Origin of the sequence: Pedobacter kyungheensis (assembly GCF_000812965.1) — a bacterium.
In the GTDB taxonomy this organism is placed as follows: Bacteria; Bacteroidota; Bacteroidia; order Sphingobacteriales; family Sphingobacteriaceae; genus Pedobacter; species Pedobacter kyungheensis.
Map to the genome: position 1 here is coordinate 265,186 of NZ_JSYN01000005.1, position 25,139 is coordinate 290,324.

General features: G+C 40.0%; 21 protein-coding genes. 9 read left to right on the top strand and 12 right to left on the bottom strand.

Annotation, left to right across the window (positions count from 1 at the left end; translation table 11 throughout):
- Positions 1-637 precede the first annotated feature (637 nt).
- Together OC25_RS06760 and OC25_RS06765 are read left to right on the top strand one after the other, a co-directional pair.
- On the top strand, positions 638-1,345 hold the full coding sequence (locus OC25_RS06760; protein ID WP_039473261.1) for a DUF2490 domain-containing protein: 708 nt from the start codon (positions 638-640) through the stop codon (positions 1,343-1,345).
- 85 nt (positions 1,346-1,430) lie between these two features.
- On the top strand, positions 1,431-2,321 hold the full coding sequence (locus OC25_RS06765) for a hypothetical protein (protein ID WP_039473264.1): 891 nt from the start codon (positions 1,431-1,433) through the stop codon (positions 2,319-2,321).
- A gap of 67 nt (positions 2,322-2,388) precedes the next feature.
- On the opposite strand, the gene OC25_RS06770 is transcribed toward OC25_RS06765, so the two are convergent.
- The 9 genes from OC25_RS06770 to OC25_RS06810 all read right to left on the bottom strand — a co-directional run bounded on the left by OC25_RS06770 (position 2,389) and on the right by OC25_RS06810 (position 13,563).
- Positions 2,389-3,354: a hypothetical protein gene (locus OC25_RS06770; RefSeq protein WP_039473267.1), complete on the bottom strand. Its 966-nt coding sequence runs from the start codon at positions 3,352-3,354 to the stop codon at positions 2,389-2,391.
- 105 nt (positions 3,355-3,459) lie between these two features.
- Positions 3,460-3,669: a DinB family protein gene (locus tag OC25_RS28330; RefSeq protein ID WP_245221913.1), complete on the bottom strand. Its 210-nt coding sequence runs from the start codon at positions 3,667-3,669 to the stop codon at positions 3,460-3,462.
- A complete protein-coding gene (locus tag OC25_RS28335; RefSeq protein ID WP_245221914.1) occupies positions 3,662-3,919 on the bottom strand; it encodes a hypothetical protein in 258 nt (85 codons plus the stop codon). Before OC25_RS28335 ends, OC25_RS28330 begins: the two co-directional genes overlap by 8 nt.
- A gap of 22 nt (positions 3,920-3,941) precedes the next feature.
- Positions 3,942-4,712: a DUF2185 domain-containing protein gene (locus OC25_RS26770; protein WP_052266005.1), complete on the bottom strand. Its 771-nt coding sequence runs from the start codon at positions 4,710-4,712 to the stop codon at positions 3,942-3,944.
- Positions 4,713-4,767: 55 nt separating this feature from the next.
- Positions 4,768-5,643, bottom strand: coding sequence for a DUF4261 domain-containing protein (locus OC25_RS06785; RefSeq protein ID WP_052266006.1), 876 nt, complete (start codon positions 5,641-5,643; stop codon positions 4,768-4,770).
- A 643-nt stretch (positions 5,644-6,286) separates the two neighbouring features.
- Complete coding sequence (locus OC25_RS06790; protein WP_039473270.1) at positions 6,287-7,018, bottom strand: head GIN domain-containing protein; 732 nt, start codon at positions 7,016-7,018, stop codon at positions 6,287-6,289.
- A gap of 483 nt (positions 7,019-7,501) precedes the next feature.
- A complete protein-coding gene (locus tag OC25_RS06800) occupies positions 7,502-9,154 on the bottom strand; it encodes a M1 family metallopeptidase (RefSeq protein ID WP_039473277.1) in 1,653 nt (550 codons plus the stop codon).
- Positions 9,155-9,339: 185 nt separating this feature from the next.
- Positions 9,340-11,205 (bottom strand): CocE/NonD family hydrolase, encoded by a 1,866-nt coding sequence (locus tag OC25_RS06805; protein WP_039473280.1) that lies wholly within the window; start codon positions 11,203-11,205, stop codon positions 9,340-9,342.
- A 486-nt stretch (positions 11,206-11,691) separates the two neighbouring features.
- Positions 11,692-13,563 (bottom strand): CocE/NonD family hydrolase, encoded by a 1,872-nt coding sequence (locus tag OC25_RS06810; protein WP_039473283.1) that lies wholly within the window; start codon positions 13,561-13,563, stop codon positions 11,692-11,694.
- A 195-nt stretch (positions 13,564-13,758) separates the two neighbouring features.
- Between OC25_RS06810 and OC25_RS06815 the strand changes: the two genes are divergently transcribed.
- The 3 genes from OC25_RS06815 (at position 13,759) to OC25_RS06825 (ending at position 16,807) form a co-directional block, all read left to right on the top strand.
- A complete protein-coding gene (locus OC25_RS06815) occupies positions 13,759-14,604 on the top strand; it encodes a DUF6515 family protein (RefSeq protein WP_039473286.1) in 846 nt (281 codons plus the stop codon).
- Positions 14,605-14,971: 367 nt separating this feature from the next.
- On the top strand, positions 14,972-16,129 hold the full coding sequence (locus OC25_RS06820) for an esterase-like activity of phytase family protein (RefSeq protein ID WP_167335368.1): 1,158 nt from the start codon (positions 14,972-14,974) through the stop codon (positions 16,127-16,129).
- A gap of 12 nt (positions 16,130-16,141) precedes the next feature.
- Positions 16,142-16,807, top strand: a complete 666-nt coding sequence (locus OC25_RS06825; protein ID WP_039473290.1) for an HAD family hydrolase — start codon at positions 16,142-16,144, stop codon at positions 16,805-16,807.
- 4 nt (positions 16,808-16,811) lie between these two features.
- Here the strand turns inward: OC25_RS06825 and OC25_RS06830 are convergent, their stop codons facing one another.
- Positions 16,812-17,447 carry a response regulator transcription factor gene (locus tag OC25_RS06830; RefSeq protein ID WP_039473292.1) on the bottom strand — a complete coding sequence of 212 codons (636 nt, stop codon included), beginning with the start codon at positions 17,445-17,447 and terminating at the stop codon, positions 16,812-16,814.
- The gene (locus tag OC25_RS06835) at positions 17,434-19,377 is read right to left on the bottom strand and encodes a tetratricopeptide repeat-containing sensor histidine kinase (protein ID WP_082018530.1); all 1,944 of its coding nucleotides are present in this window, start codon (positions 19,375-19,377) and stop codon (positions 17,434-17,436) included. Before OC25_RS06835 ends, OC25_RS06830 begins: the two co-directional genes overlap by 14 nt.
- A 246-nt stretch (positions 19,378-19,623) precedes the next feature.
- Here OC25_RS06835 and OC25_RS06840 point away from each other — a divergent pair, with 246 nt between their 5' ends.
- The 4 genes from OC25_RS06840 to lpdA all read left to right on the top strand — a co-directional run bounded on the left by OC25_RS06840 (position 19,624) and on the right by lpdA (position 24,912).
- Positions 19,624-20,046, top strand: coding sequence for a hypothetical protein (locus tag OC25_RS06840; RefSeq protein ID WP_039473298.1), 423 nt, complete (start codon positions 19,624-19,626; stop codon positions 20,044-20,046).
- Between the two features lie 89 nt (positions 20,047-20,135).
- Positions 20,136-20,678, top strand: a complete 543-nt coding sequence (locus tag OC25_RS26775) for an outer membrane beta-barrel protein (RefSeq protein WP_052266008.1) — start codon at positions 20,136-20,138, stop codon at positions 20,676-20,678.
- A gap of 213 nt (positions 20,679-20,891) precedes the next feature.
- Entirely contained in the window at positions 20,892-23,291 is a 2,400-nt protein-coding gene (locus OC25_RS06850) for an outer membrane beta-barrel protein (RefSeq protein WP_082018531.1), read from the top strand.
- 214 nt (positions 23,292-23,505) lie between these two features.
- Positions 23,506-24,912, top strand: a complete 1,407-nt coding sequence (gene lpdA / locus OC25_RS06855; protein WP_039473305.1) for a dihydrolipoyl dehydrogenase — start codon at positions 23,506-23,508, stop codon at positions 24,910-24,912.
- A gap of 86 nt (positions 24,913-24,998) precedes the next feature.
- Here lpdA and OC25_RS28525 read toward each other — a convergent pair.
- On the bottom strand, positions 24,999-25,139 hold a 141-nt coding region (locus OC25_RS28525; RefSeq protein WP_156131345.1), incomplete at its 5' end, for an IS3 family transposase.

Sequence of the window (25,139 nt, forward strand, 5' to 3'; positions counted from 1 at the left end):
CAAAGCTGGAGGTATGGTTTTGGGGGTAGACTTCCGACTTTATTTACCACAGAGAACAAGAAGTTTTCACTGAGGACACAAAGCCCTCTATTATTTTAAGTACGCAAAGCTGGAGGAAGGTTTTGGCGATTAGACTTCTGACCTCAGACTCCGGACCTCTGACTTTTTTTTACCGCAAAGCACGCAGAGGTTTCGCAAAGCACGCAAGCTGGAGGTATGGTTTTGGGGGTAGACTTCCGACTTTATTTACCACAGAGAATACGAAGTTTTCACTGAGGACACAAAGCCCTTTATTATTTTAAGTACGCAAAGCTGGAGGAAGGTTTTGGCGATTAGACTTCTGACCTCAGACTCCGGACCTCTGACTTTTTTTTACCGCAAAGCGCGCAGAGGTTTTCGCAAAGCACGCAAAGCTGGGAGAAGGGGGGATGATCAGACTTCCAACTCCGGACTTCCGACTTTATTTACCACAGAGGACACGAAGTTTTCACTGAGGACACAGAGCTCTTTATTATTTTAAGTACGCAAAGCTGGAGGAGGGTTTTGGCGATTAGACTATGGACTTCCGACTCCAGACTTCGGACTCTCGCATATTTCTTTTATTTTAGCGGCACACAGATAAAACCGGTAACCATTTATGAAAAAGCTATTACTGCCCATCTTATTTATTTTGATGGCATTAGGGAAACTATCAGCGCAGACACAATATCAGAACTCTGGCTGGTTTATGTTTTTAAACAACACTAAATTTAACGATAAATGGGGCTTGCAATTTGATCTTCAGGTTCGCTCGGCTGATGATTGGGGATATGTACGTAACACCCTCGTGCGCCCTGCAGTCCAATATTTCATCAACAATAAAAGTAATGTAGCCCTGGGTTATTTATGGCAGAATACAGAATTGAGGTTAATTGGTTCGGCCAATAACTCTTTAACCGAACACCGCATTTTTGAGCAGTACATTTACAACCATAAAATCAATTCGGTATTTACCAGTCATAGGTTTAGGTTAGAGCAACGTTTTATTGAGCGTTTAAATAACGATGATTTGTTTTCGCAGCGTTTCCGTTATTTTGTGCGCTTTATTAAACCTTTACAAAAAGCACAGCCAACTTTTACCAAAGGTGCTTTTGTGGCTTTACAAAACGAGATTTTCTTAAACCTGCAAAACAAAAGCCAGATTAATAACAGCGTTTTTGATCAAAACAGGGCATATTTAGCTTTAGGCTATCGTTTTTCGAAGCAGTTTGATATCGAAGCCGGCTATATGAACCAGGCACAGCATGGTGCAAGTGCCAATACGATCAATAATATTATTCAGTTGGCCTTATACACAAGGTTTTAATGTTTTAAAGTCATTTTTTGTACTACAACTCTTACAAAATGTTAAAGCTATTGTAATTTAGCTTGCTTTTTGCTCAATTTGCCGCGTGAAAAAATTTACCATTCTATTTTTAGCACTTTTATTCGGCAAACGGATGCATGCCCAGGAAGTTAAAAGTCCTTCAAGCAGCTCAGTACCAGCCTCAAAAAGTTTATTTAATCCCGAGCATAAGCGGAATTTTTCGCGCAAGGGCGATTTTTATTTTCACTGGGGATACAATAGTTCCTGGTATGGCAAAAGCGATATCCGTTTCCAAGGGCCGAACTATGATTTTACGTTAAAAGATGTTGTAGCACACGACAGGCAGTCTAAATTAAGCTGGGATTATCTGAACCCGGGATTGATTACGGTACCGCAGTACAATATCCGTGTGGGGTATTTTATAAAAGATAATTACAGTATCTCTATTGGCTGGGATCACATGAAATATGTAATGGATATTCCGCAAACGGTAGCTATTAGCGGGCATATCGGCGCCAATATTTCGCACGAGAATGCACCTACAGGAGCTTTGGCAGGCGATTATAACGGTCAAAGCATTAATGTGAAGGAAAGCATGCTTACTTACGAACATACGGATGGTTTTAACTATGCCAATATTGAATTAGAGCGTTATGATGATATCTGGGTAGCACCAGGAGGCAAAACCTCTTTAACTTTAGAAACCGGTTTAGGTGGCGGGTTAATGGTACCCCGTTCTGATGTCCGTTTATTTGGGCAAGGCCGCAATAACCACTTTAGCATTTCTGGTTATGGGGTTTCGGCAAAAGTTGGTTTGAAGTTTTACATCTGGAAAAATTTCTACTTACAAAACACCACCAAATTTGGCGCTACCAATTTAACCAATGTACACACCACCGGTTGGGATGAATTTGATAAGGCCAGCCAGAAAATCAACTACATCGAAAATATCTGGTTATTCGGGGTTCAGTTTTAAAAAGAAATTAGAGGAGGCTTAAGCCTCCTTTTTTGTTTAAACCCATTTCATTCGCAAAGTCCGTTCCCTAAAAACTGAACCAGTTCCATTTCTGCAGATTATTTGATCGGCTTTCAAACCTTTTTAATTCTGTATGGTGAACTTTTGGGGCTAATACCATTAAGAGCCAGACCACTGATCCTATGGCAAAAGAAATAAATATCCAGGCTAACTGATTACCGAGGCGATCTTCAAAAGCCCCTTTTTGTGGAATAAGGACCGGAGCATGACTACTACTGTATTTACGGCTAAAAAGAATGACATCTTTAAATCTATCGCCATCATAATTATTATGCGTTTTCTCCAGATAAGTAAAATCATCAAATGAATTATGGGCTATTTCATACTGACAAACAGCTAATAGTGAGTTGTAGTTTTCTTCTTTTTCTCTGGCTGATAGCCGGTTGGGTATACTTTTGAAATATTTTATCCCTAAAAAGGCTTTACATTTAGTATCATCTTTCTGGTTTCTTGTTAAAGGGAATACTACATAAATATAGATATTATAGTCACTGCTGTTTTTCCCCCCAATTTGATAAAAGTGATTTATCCCAACGTTATTCTTGTCGATGCCAAATTTATCCAGACTGTAGTACTTTGAGGGGATGTGCTTGTCAATATCGCTAATATTATGCAGTCTGGTTAATTTCCCAACAGCTTTAGGGAGATAACTTTGAGCGATGATATTTGGAATGGATAAGGAAAACCAAACTACGATCCAGTAAAGACCTGGTAGTTTAACGTTTTCACGCTTTAAATTTAGTACCTTAATTCTCCGCATAAAAAAGAGCAGGGATACCAGGAGCGCTAAGCATAAAGGCCCCAGAAACTCAATAATACCATCCTTAACAGAAAAAAGTTCCAACCTGATAATGAGCAACCAATGGAGAAAAGTATAGCCTATGCATAACCCTATAGAAATTAATAAGTAAGGTATAAACAGGATATTTAATTTCTTTACGGTTAGATCTGATTTAGTTTTACGGGCGTACATTATTTCAGCGGTAAGGAGGATTTATAACAGGCTTTTTAGAAGTTGTTTTTGAGATAAGATTGCTTCACCCTGGCCCACAATCTTTGCTTCTGTTCGCAATGACGGCTAAGGGATAATTACATCCAGTAACCTTCTGTGGTAATTAATTTGCCCCAGGTGATAAGCCAAATGCGTAGTGAGATGAACCAGAAAATATTCGGTTGAGGTTTTTTCTTCAAAAACCAGCATGGGGTATTCTGCGTCGATTTCTGCTGCCGTTATTTTATCCAGGGTTTGGTTAACAATTTCAATGGTTTGGTCTATTTTTTCAATCAATCAGCTCTCCACGTGGAACATTTTTTAATGTAAACTCAAGCTCACGGTTTCTGATGTAGCCGCTGCCACCAAGTGTAGCACCGATATAGGTATTTAAATTTCCGATTAAATGCAGGCATAGGTTCCCGGCAGAATTGGCTATATCCTGGTCGATGATCCACAGATTAGCCTCGTTTTGATACAATTCAATTTCGGCTTTTAGTTTGTGCAGGTCGCGGTTAAATAGTTTTTTTAAGGTTTGGTTGAGCATGGTTATGGGAGTTTAGGCAAGCTTATTCAGCTAACTTTATGCTTTTCCAGGTTTCAATGGCCCAGTCCATATCATTTTTATCGTCAAAATATAAGGCCAGCATTAAATACTGATCATCTATTATTGAGGTGCCATAAATTACCTGATAGGTTTTGTGTTTATCCCTTTCGTTAATCATATAGCCCACTTTTAAAACCTTGTCATCCGAAAAATCGAATGTATCTAATGTTTTGGCTACCGATTGATCACGGTCTTTTATATACTGTATTCTTTCCTGGTATATTTCGGCCCTGGTTTTATCTGGTTCGTTGCCGATAAAAAGTCTGACTGATTTATCACCTGTGGTGTACAATACATTGCCATCGGTTTCTGCTATCCGCTCAAAGAGATTGTTAATGTCTATAGTCCACTTTTCGCTCAACTGGTGGGTTACGAGGTAATCGTCTTCCAGTTCAAAATCTGTAATTTTTTGCCAGCTGGCGTGTTCATCCACTCTTTCATAAGCAGAACCCACACCTTTAAGCAGGATCTTTTCTATGGAGGAATCGATTTTAAGAATGGTAGTGGGGTTGTAGATTTTAATGTTTTGCGGATCGTCTACATATCCTTCAGGTTCGTAACCGCTAAAAATTCTCCAGCCACTGTCTTCGGCGCATATTCCTTTTTCGCGGTACATGAAACGTGGTTTCCTGTTTTCCTCGACAATCATTTTAGAAACCATCAGCCCGCCAATCGGAGGGAAATTTTCAAAGTTTTTTTCGTTTTGTTTTTTTTTCTTTTTAGATAGATGCATTTGTTTTAACTGTAAGATGTTGGAGGAAACGCTGATATTGGTAATTTAAATGTGCTTATCTTGGAATAATGTTTATTACCATCCTTTCAGGGGCAACCAGTGAAAGTTGTTTTACACATTTCCATTTCGAGCCTTTTATTAATCCTTCAATCGTTTCTCCATCTTCAATAATGTCGCCGTATTCGTAAACGTGATAAGCATAAGTCCACAGTAAATTGGCCATTTCGTTTTCATTTAAGCCTGCAAACCTAATCTGGAAATCGGGCAGGCCTAAAGCATGCATGCCAATGGTATCCATCAGTAACTCGCGGTTTTGAGGATCGCTGCTTACATTGAAAAGCCTAACGTTGCAAAGGGCGTAAAGTGCCTGTACTTTATCGGTTTCCCAGAGGTTGGTGATGGCAACCGGGTTTAATAGCTTATCGCCATGAAAGGTATATACCGCATCGGGTTGAGTAACCCTGATTACGGCTGTAAGGAAATCCATGAAGAGGTTTACACGTGTTTTATAGGGTAAGCTTCTCGACATTAAATCGGTAATGAGTATTTCGTACTGGCAGTTTTGCGCTACCTCATTGGCTTCGGGCCAGTGCCAGTTTTGGGTAAATGCGGTATCTGGGAGACCGACTCCGGCTTCATTTCTATCAGGTATCAGGATGTTGAGCTGTGCAGGAATAGTAGCATTGGCCAATTGAACAGGATAATCCAGAAAGGAAAAAATAAGGCTGCTTACAGCAAATGAGTGATCTATATTGGGGATGTGCTTTTTGAGTTCGGCTAAAATCTGATCGGCATTGAGACTGGGTTTGCCAGAAAATAAAAGCTTGGTCATGAGCATTTCCGGCAAATTCTGAGGCTGGTTATCTTCAGCTATCGGTTCAATCTTTTCTACTGTTGTGTTTTTCTTTTTAAAAGGGTTGAATAAATTCATGCCTAAATGTAGCATGTTTTGGATATAGTGGGAGATTCTTTTTTATTTTTACGAATATAACAGACTATAATTGAGGATCATTATTTCGAGGATTAAAGACAGCCAAACCCGTTTTTTCCCACTTCAGTATGCATATATAGAAGATTCTTTTTCCGCTCTATGCCGCGGGGCATGGTACTTTGGAGCGCCAAAGTACCCAAAGCGCTTTGTCAATCCAGCAATGGGCCTTTTCACCATCCTGTACACATCAAAAAAACAGCGGCACTTCGTTTTGTTCGTTCTTGCCCAACGAAATTTCCTGCAAACATGAACACAAAACCACTGCGTTTAAGGTTTGGTAGTGCCATTCGTGCTATTCTACACCTGTTTTTTTGATTTCCCCGGCCCTTGGGATTGACGGCGTTCTTCGCCTGGGGCTGTGGTTTTTCAAAGCAAGCTTAGCATCACGCCCAACTATTCCCAAAAAGAAACGTTCAGAGTATAGGTTTCTTTAGTGAAGCAATTATGATTCGTTATGGCATATTTATCCAAAATGGTATCTAAAATTTAAGGAGCTGGTTCATTAAAAGGATTGGTAAATGTAAATCAAAAAAAAACGTCCCGAATTGCTCCGGGACGTGCTTTAAAAAAGGTTTTATCAGGCTTATACTTTTCTTACTTTTCCTGATCCGATTACCGTTTTATCAACGGTTGGGTTGCCTGAATAGTTTACGCTTCCTGAGCCACTGATTACGGCTCTGATGCTTTCATCAACAGCGATATTAACCGTTCCTGATCCGCTAATGGTAGTAGTTAATGTTTTTACAGCAAAAGATTTACCTGCAAAGGCACCAGAGCTGCTGATTACCACTTTGGCATGATCGGCACCGCCGGTAATGTTAATTGAGCCTGAACCGCTGATAACACCGCTATAGTTATCTACATCGGCAGCAGCTTTGATGCTACCCGAACCGCTAACTGTAGTAGTTAAGCTTCCGGTGCTGATTTTTCCGTTAACGGTTATGCCGCCATCGCCGCTAACGGTTAAGCTGGCCAGTTCTTTTGCAGTTACATAAGCGGTAATTTTTTTACCATCATATTTGTTAGACCAGCTTCTGATGCTGGTTTGCGGACGGATTACCAAAACACCACTTTTTACTTCGGTAACAATTGTAGCAAGTGCATCGGCATCGCCTTCTAAACGGCAGTTCTCGGTGTTACCCAAAGTTACAATTACATTAATAGGGCCTGCAGAGGCCACACCATTAAAATTTTTCACATCTCTATCGTCTTTCTGATAGCTTGCCGTATTGGGTTGGGTATGTGCTGAAGCAGTACTGCTGATACCTGAAGTTAATGTTAATGAGGCTAATAAAAGGGCAAATAATTTTTTCATGTTTATAGATTTTATAGGTCTTTAATGATAATGAATAATGTGTTCAGCTTATAAGACGGTAGTTTGGGCAAAAAGTTGCATAAAGTGAAAAATATGTAACTTTTTTTGTCTTACAGCACAGTCTTGCCTCGGCTCGCCGCCGTCGAAGGGCTCCTTCTTTTTGGCGTCAAAAAGAACCAAAAAACGTCGGCTGAAATTTTTTCTTTCAAAGGCAGTGGTTTGGCTGGGTTGCTGCAACCCGAAAAATTTATTAGGCCGAATTTAAGTAGAACGGAGGTACGATGCGAAGGCCTGGTTGGGTGGAAATGCACAAACAAATAATATCGACAGCCTGCCGAATAATCTAATTAAATACTTTGTGAAGCGTTTCTTTAATTCGTCAAGCACATCCACGCTAGTGGGTGTCAGATATTGCTATCTGACACTCTTAACTAAAGATTTAAGGTCAGATGGTGACATCTGACCTCACCTCAAGTTATATGGTTATCCCTTTTTTATTCCCACATAAAACAGGGGATCGTGTTTGAAATTTTCTGCCGTTACGCTTGCATCTACCGGAATGGTTTTCCACTCGTTAGTCGGCTTAATTAAAGTGTAAGCACCGGCTTTTAAGGTTACACGTACGGGCATATCAAAACCTTTAACATCAGTTACCCAACGGTAAGATAAAATGTTGTTGCTGATCTTGTATTCGAGCACCGGGATTTGTGTATGGCGTAAATACTGATCAAAGATCTTATCTAATTTTAAACCACTTTGTTTGGCCATGTATTGCTCAATCTGTGCGGTAGTTACGGTCTGGTGATAAAAAGTTTTGCCTAAACCGCGTAAAAGCTGTCTGAACTTTTCGTCGTTATTGATGAGCTGGCGGATGGTGCTGATGAGGTTAGCGCCTTTAGGGTACATATCGCCGGAACCTTCTTTGTTTACACCGTAGGGGCCAATAACCGGAATATCATTGCGGATAATTTTCTGTAATCCGATTACATATTCATCGGCAGCAGCTTTATTTTCGGTACACTCGGTAAACAATACTTCCGAGTAATTGGTAAAACCTTCGTGAATCCACATATCGGCAATATCTTTCGAGGTAATGTTATTGCCAAACCACTCGTGCCCGCTTTCGTGGATGGTGATGAAATCCCATTTTAAACCATGTCCGGTGCCGCTTAAATCCCTGCCCAGATAGCCTTTTTTAAACTGGTTACCGTAAGCTACAGCACTTTGGTGTTCCATGCCCAGGTGTGGTGCCTGAACGAGCTTGTAGCCATCTTTATACCAGGGGTAAGGACCAAACCAGTATTCGAAACATTTTAGCATGGGTTTAACATCGGCATCCCAATGCGGGCGTGCTTTGGCACTGTCGGTTTGTAACGCCCAGTAATCGATGGTCAGTTTTCCGTTTTCGCCGTTATAGCTATCTTCCCAGTGGGCGTATTTGCCAATGTAAAAGCTTACATCGTAATTGTTAATGGGGTTGCCCACAAACCAGTTGTATTGTTTGTAGCCATCAGGTTTATCAACCGTGTTCCTTAACCGGCCGTTAGATATTTCCTGTAAAGTATTGGGAACGGTAATGCTAATCAGCATACTGTCTACCTCATCGCTCTGGTGATCTTTATTTGGCCACCAGCAGCTGGCGCCCAGTCCCTGGCAGGCTACCGAAACGAAAGGATTGCCCGCGCTGTCTTTTTTGAAAATGAAACCGCCATCCCAGGGTGGTGTTTTAGCTACCACGGGGTTGCCCGAATAAAAAACAGTGAATTTATCTTTACTCCCTTTTTTTACAGCCTTAGGAAAGGTTACAAAAACGGCATTGTATTCTCTGTTAAAAGGGAGCTCGGCACCTTTGTACACTACCTTTTCTACTTTAAGGTTATCGAAAAGATCGAACTGCAGTTTGGTAAAATCCTGTGTGGCCGTGAAAGCAAATTCGTTGCTGCCGCTAACCGATTTCTGGTCGATATCAATTTTCACATCTAAATGGTAGTAGTTGATGTCGTAACAGGTGCGCAAGGGCGTGAGGGTTCCACGCAGGCTGTCGGCACGCGAGTTGACCTGGTTTTTGCCCAGCATTTGTGCCTGCAAGCCTGAAACGCTGCAAGCCAGGGCTAAAATGGTGAATAGTTTTTTCATTTGTTTTTTATTTGGCAGTTGGATTGAGGTTCGTGTTGACACGAACTGGTACCTTGTCTTTTTTTTTATTGTAGTCGTTTAAAACGACTGGTTATTTACGCACGCGTTAAAAACGCGCGCGAGCTTAATGAGTTGCTTACGCACCCGGTTCGTGATGACACGAACCGGGGCGCGGCTGCGCGTATTTATTTAATTATATCAACTTCGATAAAGCTATCGTTAAAAACGGTTTGTGTAGCTTTAATATAATCGGCTTCGGTTGCTTTATAAGGGTTATCTACAAATTTTTGTGGGTTGCGGGCAAACAATGGGAAGGCTGTACTTTGCACCTGAATCATGATGCGGTGTCCTTTTTTAAAGGTGTGCAATACATCCTGCAGCCTGAAATTTACATCGGTTTTTTGGTTCGCTACCAAAGCTTCGGGCTTTTCGAAACTGTTACGGAAACGTGCCGGCATTACTTCCGAACGTACCATTTGCCAGTAGTTGCTTAAAATGATGTTTTTGTTGGGCATGTAAGGGTTGTTAGGCTCATCGGCAGGGTACACATCAATTAACTTTACAATGAAGTCGGCATCGGTACCTGTGGTTGCAATTTTAAGGTGCGACATGATTTCGCCACCTAAAGTGATATCGTTATCCAATACATCGGTCTGGAAAACCAAAACATCAGGACGGCGGCCGGCAAAACGCTGATCTTCGCTCATGTAATTGTGTGGGGTGAAACCAAGCGTGGTGGTTAAATCTTCGGTATATGGAACGGGTTTTAGCGGATCGCTGATGTAATTAACCGAGCCTGCTGCAGCCGGAGCAGTCATGCTCAGCTTACCATCGGCACCTAAATACAGTTTTTGCTTGCTGGCTTTTTCGGTAGGCCATTTGCTAAAAGTTTCCCACTCTTTTTTACCGGTATCGAACATGTAAGCCTCAGGTAAGCCAGAGTTTTGATCGCCATTTCCTTTTAAAAAGTGGTTAAAGAATTTGGCTTCGATATTTTTTTGGTAGAAGGTAGCAATGCTATCGCCAAAATACACATTGCTGTGCATGGTGTGGCCGGTTTCGCGGCTCCATCTGCCGTGGCCAAATGGTCCCATTACGATGGTGTTGTAAGCATTTGGGTTTTTCTTTTCGATGGTTTTGTAAATGTTTAACGGACCGGATAAATCTTCGGCATCGTACCAGCCACCTACTACCATTACAGCAGGCTTAACGGTACTGTAGTGCTTTAGCAGACCCCGTTTTTGCCAAAACTCGTCGTAATTGGGATGATTTACCGTTTCCTGCCAGTAGAAATTATCTTTATAATATTTATCTGCATTGGTTAGCGGGCCTAAGTCTAAGGCAAATTGGTAGCCATCTTTAGTTTTAGGGTTAATCATTTGTTGGTTGTACCAGGGCTTCGAGGTTGTATCGGTTTTCTGTACGCCAAATACTGGGAAGGTAAAAAAGTAACTCTGTAAAAATGAGCCGTTGTGGTGGAAATCATCGAAAAAGAAATCGGAAATGGGTGCCTGTGGCGACGATGCTTTTAAAGCAGGGTGATTACTTAAAATACCAGCTGCAGTATAAAATCCAGGGTAAGAAATACCCCACTGACCAACTTTACCATTGTTGTTGGCTACATTTTTAACCAGCCAATCGATGGTATCGTAAGTATCTGAGCCTTCATCTACATCTTTTTTGGTTTTCTTATTGTCGATTACCGGCGTCATGTTGGTCCAGGTGCCTTCACTTTTCCAGCGGCCACGTACATCCTGATAAACAACAATGTAGCCCTCTTTCATCATCAGTTCTGATGGGCCTAAGCGTGCAGGAAATTTATCTTCGCCATAAGGTGCTACGCTGTAACAGGTACGCTGCATAATCATGGGATATTTTTTGTTCTTAGCCGCGTCTTTAGGGGTGTAAATGGCGGTAAAAAGTTTAACGCCATCGCGCATGGGAATGTAAACTTCCTTTTTGGTGTAATTGGCTTTGGGATAATTGGCATCGCTTTGGGCATAGGCAGAAGATGCCGAAAGCAGGATGATCAGGAGTTTAAGGTATTTCATTTTAATCGTTTTGTTGATAATAAGTTAAGCGAAGTTATTCAATTTGATTGATGTTTTTATGTTCTGGTTTTACCTGGATGCAAGAAATATGATTAGATAAAACAACTACGATGAAATTTCTGATTTTATTTGTCCTGGCCGGACAGGCTTTCTTTTTGATGTCAAAAAGAAACAAAAAACACCGGTTGAAAATTTTTCTTTCAACGCTGGTTGGTGGGCCTGTTTTGTGCAGCCCGAAAAATTTGTTAGGCCGGGTTTAAGTAAAACGGTGAGACAGTGCTTTAGCCTGACAACCGGAAGGTCATAGCTTCAATGAAATGATATCCTGCCTGAATGGAAGAACAGGCGGGAATCTTAAAGCTAATGCATTATGATTCCTATCCGATAGCTATCGGATCAAGTTGGGAATGATTGATAGCGCAATGATGGCATTCCGGTTCGTGTCCGCTTCACCGGTTCGTGCAGACACGAACCGGGGGACAAAATTTATTTCAGCACTGAAACCGTAATAAACGAGCTATTGTGCACGTCGTGGTAAATTTTATGGGTTGCTTTCTGGAAATCGCCGGGCTCTGCCTGGTAAATATCCATAAATTTTTGCGGGTTGCGATCGGCCAGCGGAAACCAGGAGTTCTGGATCTGGATCATGATTTTATGTCCTTTTTTAAAGGTGTGGGCCACATCAGGCAAAGGATAGTTTACTTTGGTGATTGCTCCGGGTACGAAAGGCTCGGGTTTTTCGAAACTGTTGCGGTATTTGCCGCGCATAATTTCACCACGTACCAGCATTTCGTAACCACCCATAATCAGATTTTTGGGGTTAGGTACAGGGTTTGGCGCATCTTCGGGGTACACATCAATCAGTTTTACTACATAATCGGCATCTGTTCCGGTAGTAGAAACCACTAAGTTGGCCAAAACAGGGCCAGTTAACGTAATATCTTCGGTTAAAGCGTCGGTTTGGTAAGTTTTTACATCGGGCCTGCGGGCGGCAAAGCGCTGATCATCGATCATATACTCGCGGGTACGTTTGGCCTGAACGCCATCCTGATAAGGTACGGGATTATTCGGATCACTTACATATTCATCCCAGCTATCGGTACGGCCTACTTTTTCGAATGCCAGTTTCCCGTTAGGCTGTAAATACAGGTTTTTAGTTTCTACTTCCTGAGGTGGCCAGGTGCTGAATTTCTTCCACGCATTGCTTCCGGTTACAAAGATATTGGCTTCAGCAGGGTTAAAATCGCCTTCGCCTTTTAAGTAATGTTTAAAGAAAGGCAACTCGTACTGCTGTTGGTAATCGATACTGGTGGTTTTGCCAAAATTAATATCGCCCAGGTAAGAGCCATCGCTGCGTACCCAACCGCCATGAAACCACGGGCCTGCAACCAGAATATTATTGGCATTGGGGTTTTGTTTCTCAATGGCTTTGTAAGTGGCAAAAGTTCCGTAAGCATCTTCGGCATCGAAGAAACCACCAACTACCATAACGGCAGGTTTAATATTGGTTAAATGCGGGAGGATTAATCGCGATTTCCAAAACGTATCCAGGTTGCTGTGTTTGAACAAATCGTTCCAGAATTTAATGCTGTCGGCAAAATAACGGTCTTTTAGGTTTTTAACCGATCCGGCTTCGAGGTAAAAACGGTAGTTATCCTGAATGGGAAACTGAAACCCTTTCGGGCCTTTATCAGGCGTAATCGGTTTCGGACGCGGAACTCCAAAGCTGCTCATAAAGCTGAAAGCATCCATTAAAAACAAGGTGCCGCGGTGGTGAAAATCATCGCCTACAAACCAATCGGTAACGGGTGCCTGAGGCGAAACGGCTTTCAATGCAGGGTGGGCATTGGGTAATGAAGTAGTAGAATAAAAGCCTGGGTAAGAAATGCCGTAAATGCCGGCGTTACCATTGTTGCCTTTTATATTTTTAACGAGCCAGTCAATGGTATCGTAGGTGTCGGTGCTTTCATCAATCGCGGTTTTGGTTTTTTTACCTGTAACCTGCGGGCGGATATCGGCAAAGGTACCTTCACTCATCCAGCGGCCACGTACATCCTGGTAAACAAAGATGAAACCTTCGCGCATCATGGCCGGAAAATTACCCAAACTCAACTTGTACTGGTCTGCGCCATAAGGTGCAACGGTGTAAGGTGTGCGGTTAATTAAAAACGGATATTTTTTGGATTGATTTTTGGGTATATAAATGGAGGTGAATAGTTTAACCCCGTCGCGCATGGGAATCTGGCGTTCTATTTTGGTGTAATTTTCTCTAACATACGCCGAATCGCTCTGCTGGGCCAACAATTCATTTGAAATAAACAAACAGACAAGGAGACTGAAAATTCTGGAAAAGCTCATTTAAGTTTAGTTTTTAGGAATAAAATTTAAAGATAGCAGATTCGTGTACGATTCTGAAAAAACATCCGGTAAAAGGTTTGTAGCAAAGAAAAGTGCATTCGTCATCCCGATATCAAAATTTAGTTAAATATTGTTAAGGGATAATCTTTTAAGAATTTTCATCGTCATATACATAATCGAATTAAACACAAAGTAATGAACAGGTTATTAAATAAAGGATTGGTTGTTTTCGCTGCAGCAGCGATGATTGCAACTTTAAGTGTAGGAAGTGTTTCTGCCCAAAGGCCAAGCAGGAGTGGTGGTTCTGGTGGTGGCCATTCGGGTTCAATCGGACCTTCAAGAGGAGGAGGTTCCATTTCCCGTCAGCCATCTATGCAGGCACCAAGCCGTGGTAGTTTTTCACCGGGCAGGGTAGGGGTTAGGCCAGAACGTCCGGGATATAGCTACAACAGACCGGGGTATCGCCCTAGTCCAGGCTATCGTCCGGGTTACAGACCCGGTTATGGTTACCGCCCGGGTTTTGGCAGACCTTATTACAGACCATATTATAGCTATTATAATTTTTACAGGCCGTTTTTAGGCTTCAGAATTGGTGTATTGCCTTATGGTTATTATCCGTTTTGGTTTGGAGCCAATCAGTTTTATTATTCTGGCGGATTGTTTTACCAACAAAATAACAGTCAATACGAAGTGGTAACCCCACCAGTTGGTGCCGAGGTGCCAAATTTACCATCGGATGCCAATCAGGTGACCATTAATGGTGTTGATTACTACGAATATAAAGGTGTGTACTATACCCAGAAAGAAAATGCCGATGGTAAAACCGTATATGTGGTAGCAGGAAAAGATGGTATTTTAAACACAACTGATGGCCCGGTTGATACGCACCAGATAGGGGATATCATTAATCAATTGCCTGAAGGATGTCGTGAAGTGACCATCAAAAACGAAAAGTATTTTGTTTCGCCGGATGATGTGTATTACGAAGAGGTTGTAGATGGTAATAATATCAGTTACCGTGTAATTGGTAAGTTGTTTTAGGAACACCCCCAATTGTGATCAAGAGTTGTCAACTTCCTGGCAAATTGGTTAGTAAAGTTGACAACTCTTTTTATTGTGCAGCCAGATGTTACCATCTGGCTGTTTTTGTTTGTTGAATATATTAGTATATGGATCAGTGTCGGATGGAAACATCCGACACCACCGAAAATCTTTCCGTGCTAGTCTGTGTTTCCGTGGCAAAAAATCTGTTACTATTTATGGTAAAAAGATTGTTAATGTGGAGCACATCGTATGTGTTATGGAGCAGTATCAGATGGAAACATCCTGCACCACTGAAAATAAATTCTGGGCGACGCATATTACTGGCGCTCAAAAATCGATACTTTTACAGCCTAAATATTCCGATTTGAAACCTGTATCTCAACTGCTTATCGTTTATGCTTTTTTTGCTGTTGTGCTCTCCTCTTGCTCGGCGACAAAATATGCCACAAAGCAAAAGGAAACCAGCATCTCATCAATTAAGTTTTTAGATGAATATGTAATGCCTTTAAATCAGAGCTTTCAGCAAACAGTTGTTGGCGGTTTATCGGGGATTGATTATGATGCGGCCAGCAATCAATATTATCTCATTAGCGATGATCCCTCGCAATTAAGCTCAGCGAGAATTTATACCGCTCAGATCGGCATTAAAGACAATAAGATTGATAAGGTGCAGGTAACTGGTGTTACTTTCATGCTTCAGCAAAATGGAAAGCAATACCCGCAATACCGATCAGATAAAACATTAAAGGCAGATGGGGAGTCGGTTCGCTACAATCCCAGATTGAAAAATTTTATCTGGAGCAATGAAGGCGAGCGTTTATTGAAAAATGGCGATACCATTATTGTACAGCCAGCTTTAACTTTTATTTCTACAACCGGAAAGTTTTTAGATACGATACCGCTACCCGCCGGCTTTCATTTTACAAAAACTGAAAGCGGGCCACGTAAAAATGCTTTGTTTGAAGGCTTAACCTATGCCGATAATTACCAAACCATTTATGCAAGTTTAGAAGAACCACTTTACCAGGACGGCCCGCAGGCAGCTTTCCAATTTGATAAAGCACTTACCCGCATTTTAAAATTTGATGCGGTAACGAAGCAAAACACGGCGCAGTATGCTTACAATCTCGGCGCTATGCCGGTTAAACCAACGGTAGAAAACGACTGGAATGTAAATGGTATTTCGGAAATATTAGCGGTAAACAACCATACCTTGCTGGTAATGGAACGGGCCTGGGCTAAAGGGCACGACGATCATACGTTTATTAAACTATTTCTGGTTGATTTGAATGGTGCGGAAAATGAAATCAATAACCAGAGTTTTGTCCAAAATCCACCTAAGCCTTTAAAAAAGAAATTGCTTTTTGATTTTGATACGCTCAACAGGCACATCGATAATTTTGAAGGCATCACCTTCGGCCCGAAATTACCAAACGGCCACCAGACGCTTATTTTCTGTGTCGATAATAATTTCGGTAAAACACAAACCCAGCAGTTTTTCCTGTTCGAGGTTATTCCTTAGTTACAATTTATAATGAGTAAAATAAAAGCATTGCTGTTTGATTTAGACGGTACGTTGATTGATTCGGAGAAATTTCATTTCGATTGCTGGAATACATTTTTATGCCCCTACAATGTTCAAATTGATTTTAAAGATTGGTTAAGCAATTATGCGGGAATCCCGCTGCCAAAAAATGCAAAAACGATAATAGACCGCTATAAAATTGATGAAGATTTAGATGGCTTTATTGATAGAAGGGAGAAAGTAACCTTTGAGGGTTTTAGAACAACCGATATTCTGTTAATGCCACATGCCTTAGAATTTGTACAGTTTGCTTACGAAAAAGGGCTTACGCTTGCAGTGGTTACAGCCAGTCCGAAATTGGATGTCGAAGCTGTTTTTGAACGCAATGGTCTGGCCAGGTATTTCAGTTTGTTTATTACGCGCAGCGATGTAAGTAAATCAAAACCTGATCCGGAAAGTTATAACCTGTGTGTAGAGCGCCTGGGTTTGCAAAAGGACGAATGCCTGGTTTTTGAAGATACCATCAACGGCGTAAAATCGGCTATGGCTGCGGGTATCACCTGTTTTGCAGTACAGGCCAATGTGCGGGCGCACCAAAAATTAAAGGTAGCTGATCAATTGTTTCTGAATATGGCTTATGCCCGGGAATTTATAGTGCAACAAGAATTAATTTAAGATACTAAAGCAATCCCTGTGAAGTTGCATTGGTGATTAATTCGGCAACATTTTTAGCGTGTAATTTTTGTAGCAGATTTTTTTTGTGATTATCGACCGTGAATTTACTCAGGAACAGCTTTTCTGCAATTTTTGATGCAGTTAAGCCTTGTGCAACCAGTTTCAGGATTTCGCTTTCTCTTGATGTGAGTTTTGCAAAGCCCCACCTTGTTTTTATGGGCGATTTTGATATCACCTCAGCAACTCCTTTACTAAATGTTATTTTGCCCGCAAGAGCTTCGTTAATGCAATTACCAATCTCATCTATCGATGCATTTTTAAGGATATAACCATTTGCCCCATTTTCTAAAATTTTGGCAATGGCACTCCGTTCCTGATGGTTACTTAGGGCGATTACAATGGTATCTGGAGCTATTCTTTTAATTTCCTTACACAATATCAGGCCGTTAATATCGGGCAGGATAATATCGATGAGTGCAATGTTAACGGGATTTTTTTTAATATATGTAAGCAGATCCTGTCCGTTTGTAAAGCTTGCTATAATTTCAAATCCATTGTTTTTGCCTAATAGCCTGGTTAATCCTTCTATAATAACGGGATGATCATCCGCAATAACGAGTGTTGGTTTATGCTTTAACATTGAGTTCTATATTTATGGATGTACCCGATCCGTTAATCCGTGGAGTAATATCTATTTTCCCATTTAAATAAGCTACCCTGCTTTTAATGTTGTTAAGCCCGATACCCGTTTTCCCTCCCTGCAGGTGGGGATCAAATCCTTTGCCATCATCTTCAAGACTAATAAAGAATATACCCTTGTGCTGTGTACATTGTAAAAATACATTTGTCGCCTGGGCATGTTTTACCACATTGGTAAGCAGCTCCTGTACAATGCGGTAAATGGCCAGTTGTGTTTGTTGCGGTATGGCATTTTCAATTTTAATGAAATGATAATCAACGGTTAATTTATGTGAGGTAAGCGATTCGCATAAATCTTTAAGAGCTGCTTCAAGGCCTATACTTATCAGCATTTCGGGCATCATGTCGTGTGCAATGCGCCTAAGCTCATTAATAGAGAGGTCTAATTGCTGTGTAACATCCTGCAGTTCCTCGGTCTGATTTTCGATAACCAAACCGCCAAGGTTAAATTTTACAACAGCGAGGATATTGCCTAAGCCATCGTGTAGTTCCCTGGCTATCCGGTAACGCTCGGTTTCCTGTCCGGTAATCATGGCCTGACTAAGTCTGATTGCCTCTGTTTGTGCTGCCTGTTTTTTCTGGTTACGATAATAATAGATGCCAAAGAACAGAATGGATAAGATAAACAATATCGTGGTTCCCAATAGCCAGTTCAACAGGCGGCTATTTTTGGCCGATAGGTTGGCCTTTTGGTTGGCGGTGTTCAGCTCTGCAATTTTTTTCTGGTTTTCGACAGTTTTGAATTTTATTTCGAGTTGATTTATTTTACGGAGTACATCTTGCTTATTTAAACTGTCGTTTAATACAGTATATTTTTTGAGCCAATCGTAAGCTATTTTCTGATTTCCTAACTTATCATATAAAAAAGATAAATCTTGATAATAGCTCAGCATATTTACTGAAAAATTTATGGCCGGTTTTTTTAAGATATTTTCGATAATATGGATGGCTTTTTTGTAATCTCCCTTTTCCATTAATATTTTATATTTCTGAAAATTAAGCTTCTCTTGGGGATATGGATCCATTAATTGCATAGCAATCTTAAGCCCGTGATTAATGCTTTTGAGTGCGTTATTGTATTCTTTTACATTTTGATAATAACAACCCTCCACTAAATAATATTCTGCTTCATGTTCAGGATTAGCGTCTGTTCTTAGTAGCCGCTGAGCTTTACTCAGAATTTTTTTAGCTTTTATTAACTTATTAATCCTGAGATATGTTTTACCCAGGCTTAAATAAGTTTTTATCAGTAGGGTTGTTTCTCGTATTTTGGCTTGTTCAAAAATTGAAATCGCAAACAAAAAATATTTTTCTGCCTTATCATACTGCAGTTTGTTGAAAAATATCAAACCCAAATCGTAATGATATTTACCCAAATAATCATTATTTGCTGCTTGTTTAGCCAACGGAATACTCTTGTTCACTAAAATGTCGATCATTAAAAGTTCATTATCTTTTTTCTGCTGCAGATTGGCATAATTCGACCAGCTTTTCGCCCTAAATAAGAATGCTTCTTTGCTGTTAAATTTTGAGAATTCTTTTTCGGCCTTCATATAATTCGCTTCACTCTTTTTTGTGTTTCTCAGGTAATAATATCCTGCTAAATTGAAATAATATACAGCTTTTAGATAGGGGTATTTGGACTCATATTTAGCACCTTCGATAAGATATTTTTTAGCTTTTGCGGTGTCTATATCCGACCAATAGCCGGATAACCTAAAAAATGCTCTTGCCCTAATACTATCCGATGGGGTGTTTTTTGTAAGCTGTAACAAGCTATCTGGATATCTTTTATCACTAACCTGTAGCTGGCCGAACACCGGTACACATCTAAATAGGAAAAGCAAACCAAATAATAATAACTTTCTCATCTGCTAACATTATAATATCAATTATGTGGTTAAGGGGATGAGCACGAATGCCGTAACCGTAATTTAATTTATTGTACAGTCTAATTTATGTGAAAAGAAGCACAAAATATAGCTATAAATCACTATACAGAAAAATGGCTATTTGTGGTTATTAATGGCGCTAATCTGAAATTTAACTTTGATACAGATAATCAGGGATGCCGAAAACTGTTGATAAGAGTAGGCCTGTTGAAAAAACAAATATCTATGAAAAAGTTAAGTTTAATCATATGCTTATTAGCATTTAGTGCCGTGGTTTTTAGTGGTTGTAAGAAAAAAGATGGTACAGGTTCAGGAACAGATCTTAATAAACCCTATAAGGTAAAATTTGTCGGTACAGTAAGTGCCGGATCAAAAATTAGCTCTGCCGTTGTTGTATGGGGCGTAAATAATACTGCTTTTAGCTCATTATCTGGCACTAGCTGGACTAAAGAATATGATTTAATTGAAAAGGATTTAAGAGCATTTACCGATAACCCAACAAAAAACATTGGTTTTGGTATTCAGGCTGATGGTAAAGATGCCAACGCTACAGCAAAAGTCGAAATCTTCGTAAACGGCACTTCAGTTAAAGTGGCCAATGGTTCAGGTGCCACCCTTTCTCCAGATGCTACTTACATTTTTGACTAATTAACAAAAGATATTTATTCGCTTCAAAGGTTGTAGCGCTGGCCAGGCGCTTCAACCTGGTTTTTTTTCTTAATTCATTATCATAACTCATGAAAAAACAATTACTTTTTATTGCACTTTTCCTTTTTACAGCCATAGCAAGTATGGCCCAGTCTAAATCTGCTTTCAACAAAGGCGATAACCTATTTAATGTTGGCGTAGGTATCGGTAGTCCGTATTTTGGAACGGGTTATAGCTCATCTTTACCGGTTAATCCATCAGTGAGTTACGAAATTGGGGTGTCTGATGCCATTAGCGTTGGCGGACAGGTATCTTATGCAAGTTCTAAATACGATGGCTATAACTATACTTTTAAAGAAAGTGCCATTTTCTTCGGGGCAAGGGGTTCGTATCACTTTAATGAGCTGCTTAAGCTTAACCCAAAATTCGACTTGTATGGTGGTGCCAGTTTGGGTTATGTTACAGTAAGTATAAGCGATAATCAAAGTACTGTTACCGGTACAGCAAGTGGTTTTGGTTTCGGATTGTACGCCGGCGGAAAATATTACCTGGGAAAAGGCACGGCCATTTATTCAGAACTGGGTTATCAGAGTCTTTCCTTTTTAAATGTGGGCATTGCTTTTAAATTTTAAGGCAAACAACTGCCTTTACAAATAGGCCAATGGAAAAATAAAAGTTACGGTCACTTTTGTTAAAGTGGGTACGGTTTTTTTAAACCTGAAAAAAGTTGCCGGAGAAGTAAAAGCTGAATTAGAGAAATAGTGCTTCAGTGATTTCAATAAAGGGTTATTGATCAAACAAGCAGATGAGTAATACCTTACTAAACTATTTTTATTGTCAAAACGATGAATAGGTTAATATTTTTAAGTTCCATGTTATTCTTCTCTGTTTTAATATCCCATGCCCAGGAAAAAATAAAGTTACAGGGCTTAGTTAAAGACAGTGTAACCCAGGAAATAATTGCCTATGCAACAGTGAGCCTGTTTAAAAAGGACGATCCTAAATTGCTGGTTGTAAATACATTTTCAGATAACAAAGGACAATTTGTGCTGAACAGCGATACCGGAAACTATGTTCTCGCTATAGATGTGATGGGCTATAATAGGTTGACCAGAAATATTAAGGTTTACAGGGGCATGTTGGCCGAACTTGGCGCTTTTTTGATAAAACCATCTGCCAATCAATTACAGCAGGTAACCATTACAGGTCAAAAACCTTTGATAGAGCAAGACAAGGATAAACTGGTTTATAATGTGGAGCAGGATCCGGCAGCCAAGGGAGAAAGCCTGACTGAAGTTTTTAGGAAAATACCTATGCTTAGCGTGGATGGGGAAGGTAATGTGCGGTTAAACGGGCAGGGTAATTTTAAGGTATTATTGAACGGACGCGAAACGGCAATGTTTGCCCAAAGTGTAAAAGACGCGCTTAATGGATTTCCGGGGGCTGTAGTATCAAAAATCGAGGTCATTACCTCACCCTCTGCCAAATATGATGCCGAAGGTATTGGCGGGCTGATCAATATTATTACCAAAAAAGCAATATTCGGGTATAATGGTTACCTGGGGCTGCATTACTCTAGTATAAATTATTCTGCCAATACCAATTTAAGTTTCAGGAAAGGGAAATTCGCCGTTACTGCTACCTATTTTCTTAGCGGAAACCATAACAATAAGGCGCAGGTAACCAGCGAAACTTTACCCTTACAAGCCGCTGCTTATAAAAGAAGATTTCTTGAAGGCGAGCGTATTACGAACCGTTTCTCGAACAGCGGGATTTTCGAAATGAGCTACAACATCGATACATTGCAAACCATTGTGCTTTATGCCAATGTAGATGGAGGTAACAACAAGAACAGGTTTACACAAAATATTACCACCAGTTTTGTAGATAAGCTGGAACAGATGGATTTTTTTACACAAAATGTAAAGAATAATTTTCCTTCATACGGGCTTGGAAGCGATTTTATCAGAAAATTTAAAGGAAATCCGGATAAAGAACTAAGCTTTAGGTTTAATGGTCAGTTTAATAGGAATGATGGATTAAATACGAGTAAACTCGATATGGCCAGCGCCGATTTATTCAGGCAGAACGATAGTTATTCTAAAAACAGGGAGTATACACTGCAAACAGATTTTATACAACCTTTTACTAAATCACTTAAATTGGAAACCGGTGCGAAATTTATTTTCAGGGATGCCGATGCCGACTATTTAAGTTTGAGCAGAACAGATGAAAGTTTGCCTTTCGAACCTGATTACTCAAATTCGGATAGTTTTGCTTATAAACAGCAGGTATACAGTGGCTATAGTTCTTTATCATTTGCCCTGCATAAAGTTAATTTCCGTACAGGTTTGCGTTTGGAGTATACTAAAGTTGAGGGTGATTTTTTTAGTTCGAAAACTACGGTAAAAAAGGATTACACCATACTCATTCCCGATTTTTCGATGAATACCAAAATATCCAAAAATTACACAATCATTTTTGGATACAATAAGCGTTTACAAAGGCCATATATTAATGCACTCAATCCATTTATCAACAATAACGATCCGCTGAATATTTCTTTTGGTAACCCCGATCTGGATGCACAGACCATCCATAATTTATCTTTCCAGAACAGGTTGGCTAGCGGGAATAATTTTATTGCATTGGCTTTAAATGCCTCTTATTCAGGAAATATGATTGTACAATACACCACTTTTAATGAAAACAACGGTGTAAGTACTACTCAATATGGAAATACGGGAAGAAACAGGGAGCTAAGCGCAATGTTTACATCTGCTATTTCGTTAAAAAAGCTTAATTGTGGCGTATACACCACTGTGCGTTATAATAAAATTGAGAACACAGTAGTTCTAACACAGCATGAAGAAGGCTTTAGTGGCCAGGTGGGAGGATTCTTTTTTTATAAACCGGTTAAATCTTTTTCATTGAGTGGAAGCGGAGGCATCTCCAGATTGCCATATAGTTTAATGAATACTTTAAAAGCAAATCCCTATTATCAGGTAAACCTGGGCTATAAATTCTTTAATGATAAATTAAGTACAACAGTTAATTTTAATAATTTTTTCAGTAAGTCGCTTACCAACAGATCGTACACCGAAGATGTTAACTTCACAACCAATTCTACAACCACCATTCCATTCAGGGTTGTTTTTGTTGGAGCTACCTATAATTTTGGCAAACTCAAAGAAAACCTGTCGAAGAAAAAAGGCGTTAATAATGATGATTTGATAAACAATTAATCTTTTGAGATGCGCTTCAATGTTTGTTCGTGATTGGAGGGCTGGTAGAAATACCAGCCTTTTTTATGCAAATAAGGTAATGCTATTTCGTTTAGTTTTTAACAGGTTGCAAGCTTTAATCATTTTGGGGTAAAGCATTTACTGTAGGCTAATAGCACTTTCAGCTTTTAACCTTTTTTCCCTACATTTGACCAATCAAAATTCTCAAGAAATTATGCAATACGATGTCGTTGTTATCGGTTCAGGACCGGGCGGTTATGTAGGCGCAATCCGTTGTGCTCAGTTAGGTTTAAAAACTGCAGTTGTAGAAAAATATAAAACTTTTGGAGGTACTTGCTTAAACGTAGGTTGTATTCCATCAAAAGCTTTATTAGATTCTTCAGAGCACTACCACAATGCTGCTCATACTTTTACTACCCATGGTATCAACTTAAAAGATTTAAAGGTTGATATGAAACAAATGATCGCCCGTAAAGACGATGTTGTTGCTCAAAATACAGCCGGTATCACTTATTTATTCAAGAAAAACAAAATCGATTCTTTCGAAGGTGTAGGTTCTTTTGTAGATAAAAATACCATTCTGGTAACCAAAGCTGATGGAACTACCGAAACCTTATCGGCTAAAAATGTAATTATTGCTACTGGTTCAAAACCAACCGCTTTACCGTTTTTACCAATCGATAAAAAACGCATCATTACCTCAACTGAGGCTTTAACCTTAAAAGAAGTGCCTAAAAGCATGGTTGTAATTGGTGGTGGTGTTATTGGTTTAGAACTGGGTTCGGTATATGCCCGTTTAGGTACCAAAGTTTCGGTAGTTGAATTTTTACCTTCAATTATCGGTACCATGGATGCCGGTTTAGGTAAAGAACTTCAACGCGTATTAAAGAAAACTTTAGGCATGGAGTTTTACATGGGCCACAAAGTTACCGGTGCTACTACTAAAGGTAAAACAGTTACCGTTACTGCCGATAGCCCTAAAGGCGAAAGCATTTCTTTAGAAGCCGATTACTGCATCGTAGCTGTTGGTCGTACCGCTTATACAGAAGGTTTAGGTTTAGATAAAATCGGTATTACGGTTGAAGAAAGAGGTAAGAAAATCCCTGTAAATGAGCATTTAGAAACTTCGGTTAAAGGTGTTTACGCTATTGGCGACGTAATTACTGGCGCAATGTTAGCCCATAAAGCCGAAGATGAAGGTACTTATGTAGCAGAAACTATTGCCGGACAAAAACCGCATATCAATTATAACCTAATCCCTGGTGTGGTGTATACCTGGCCAGAAGTAGCTTCTGTTGGTTTAACCGAAGAGCAGTTAAAAGAAAAAGGAATTAAATACAAAGCAGGTTCGTTCCCTTTCAAAGCCAGCGGACGTGCGAAAGCGAGTATGGATACCGATGGTTTCATTAAAGTATTGGCCGATGCCGCTACTGATGAAGTTTTAGGTGTACACATGATTGGTCCGCGTGCTGCAGATATGATTGCTGAAGCCGTTATTGCAATGGAATTCCGTGCATCTGCAGAAGATATTGCACGTACCTGCCATGCACACCCAACTTATACCGAAGCGTTAAAAGAAGCCGCTTTAGCCGCAACTGATAACAGAGCAATACACATTTAATTCTCCGGTTGGCGAGTGCACCAATCAGTAGAAAATATTTTAAGCCGGTAAGCAATTATAGACTGACCCCAAAAAGTTGGACGAAGTTACGCAATGTTTTTAAAGTAATGAGTTCGGTATTCCACCGGACTCATTCCATTTAAATTAATCCTTATTCGGTCCCTATTATAATATTTAATATACTTTCTAATTTCAGAATGTAATTGTGATACCGATTTAAATTCATT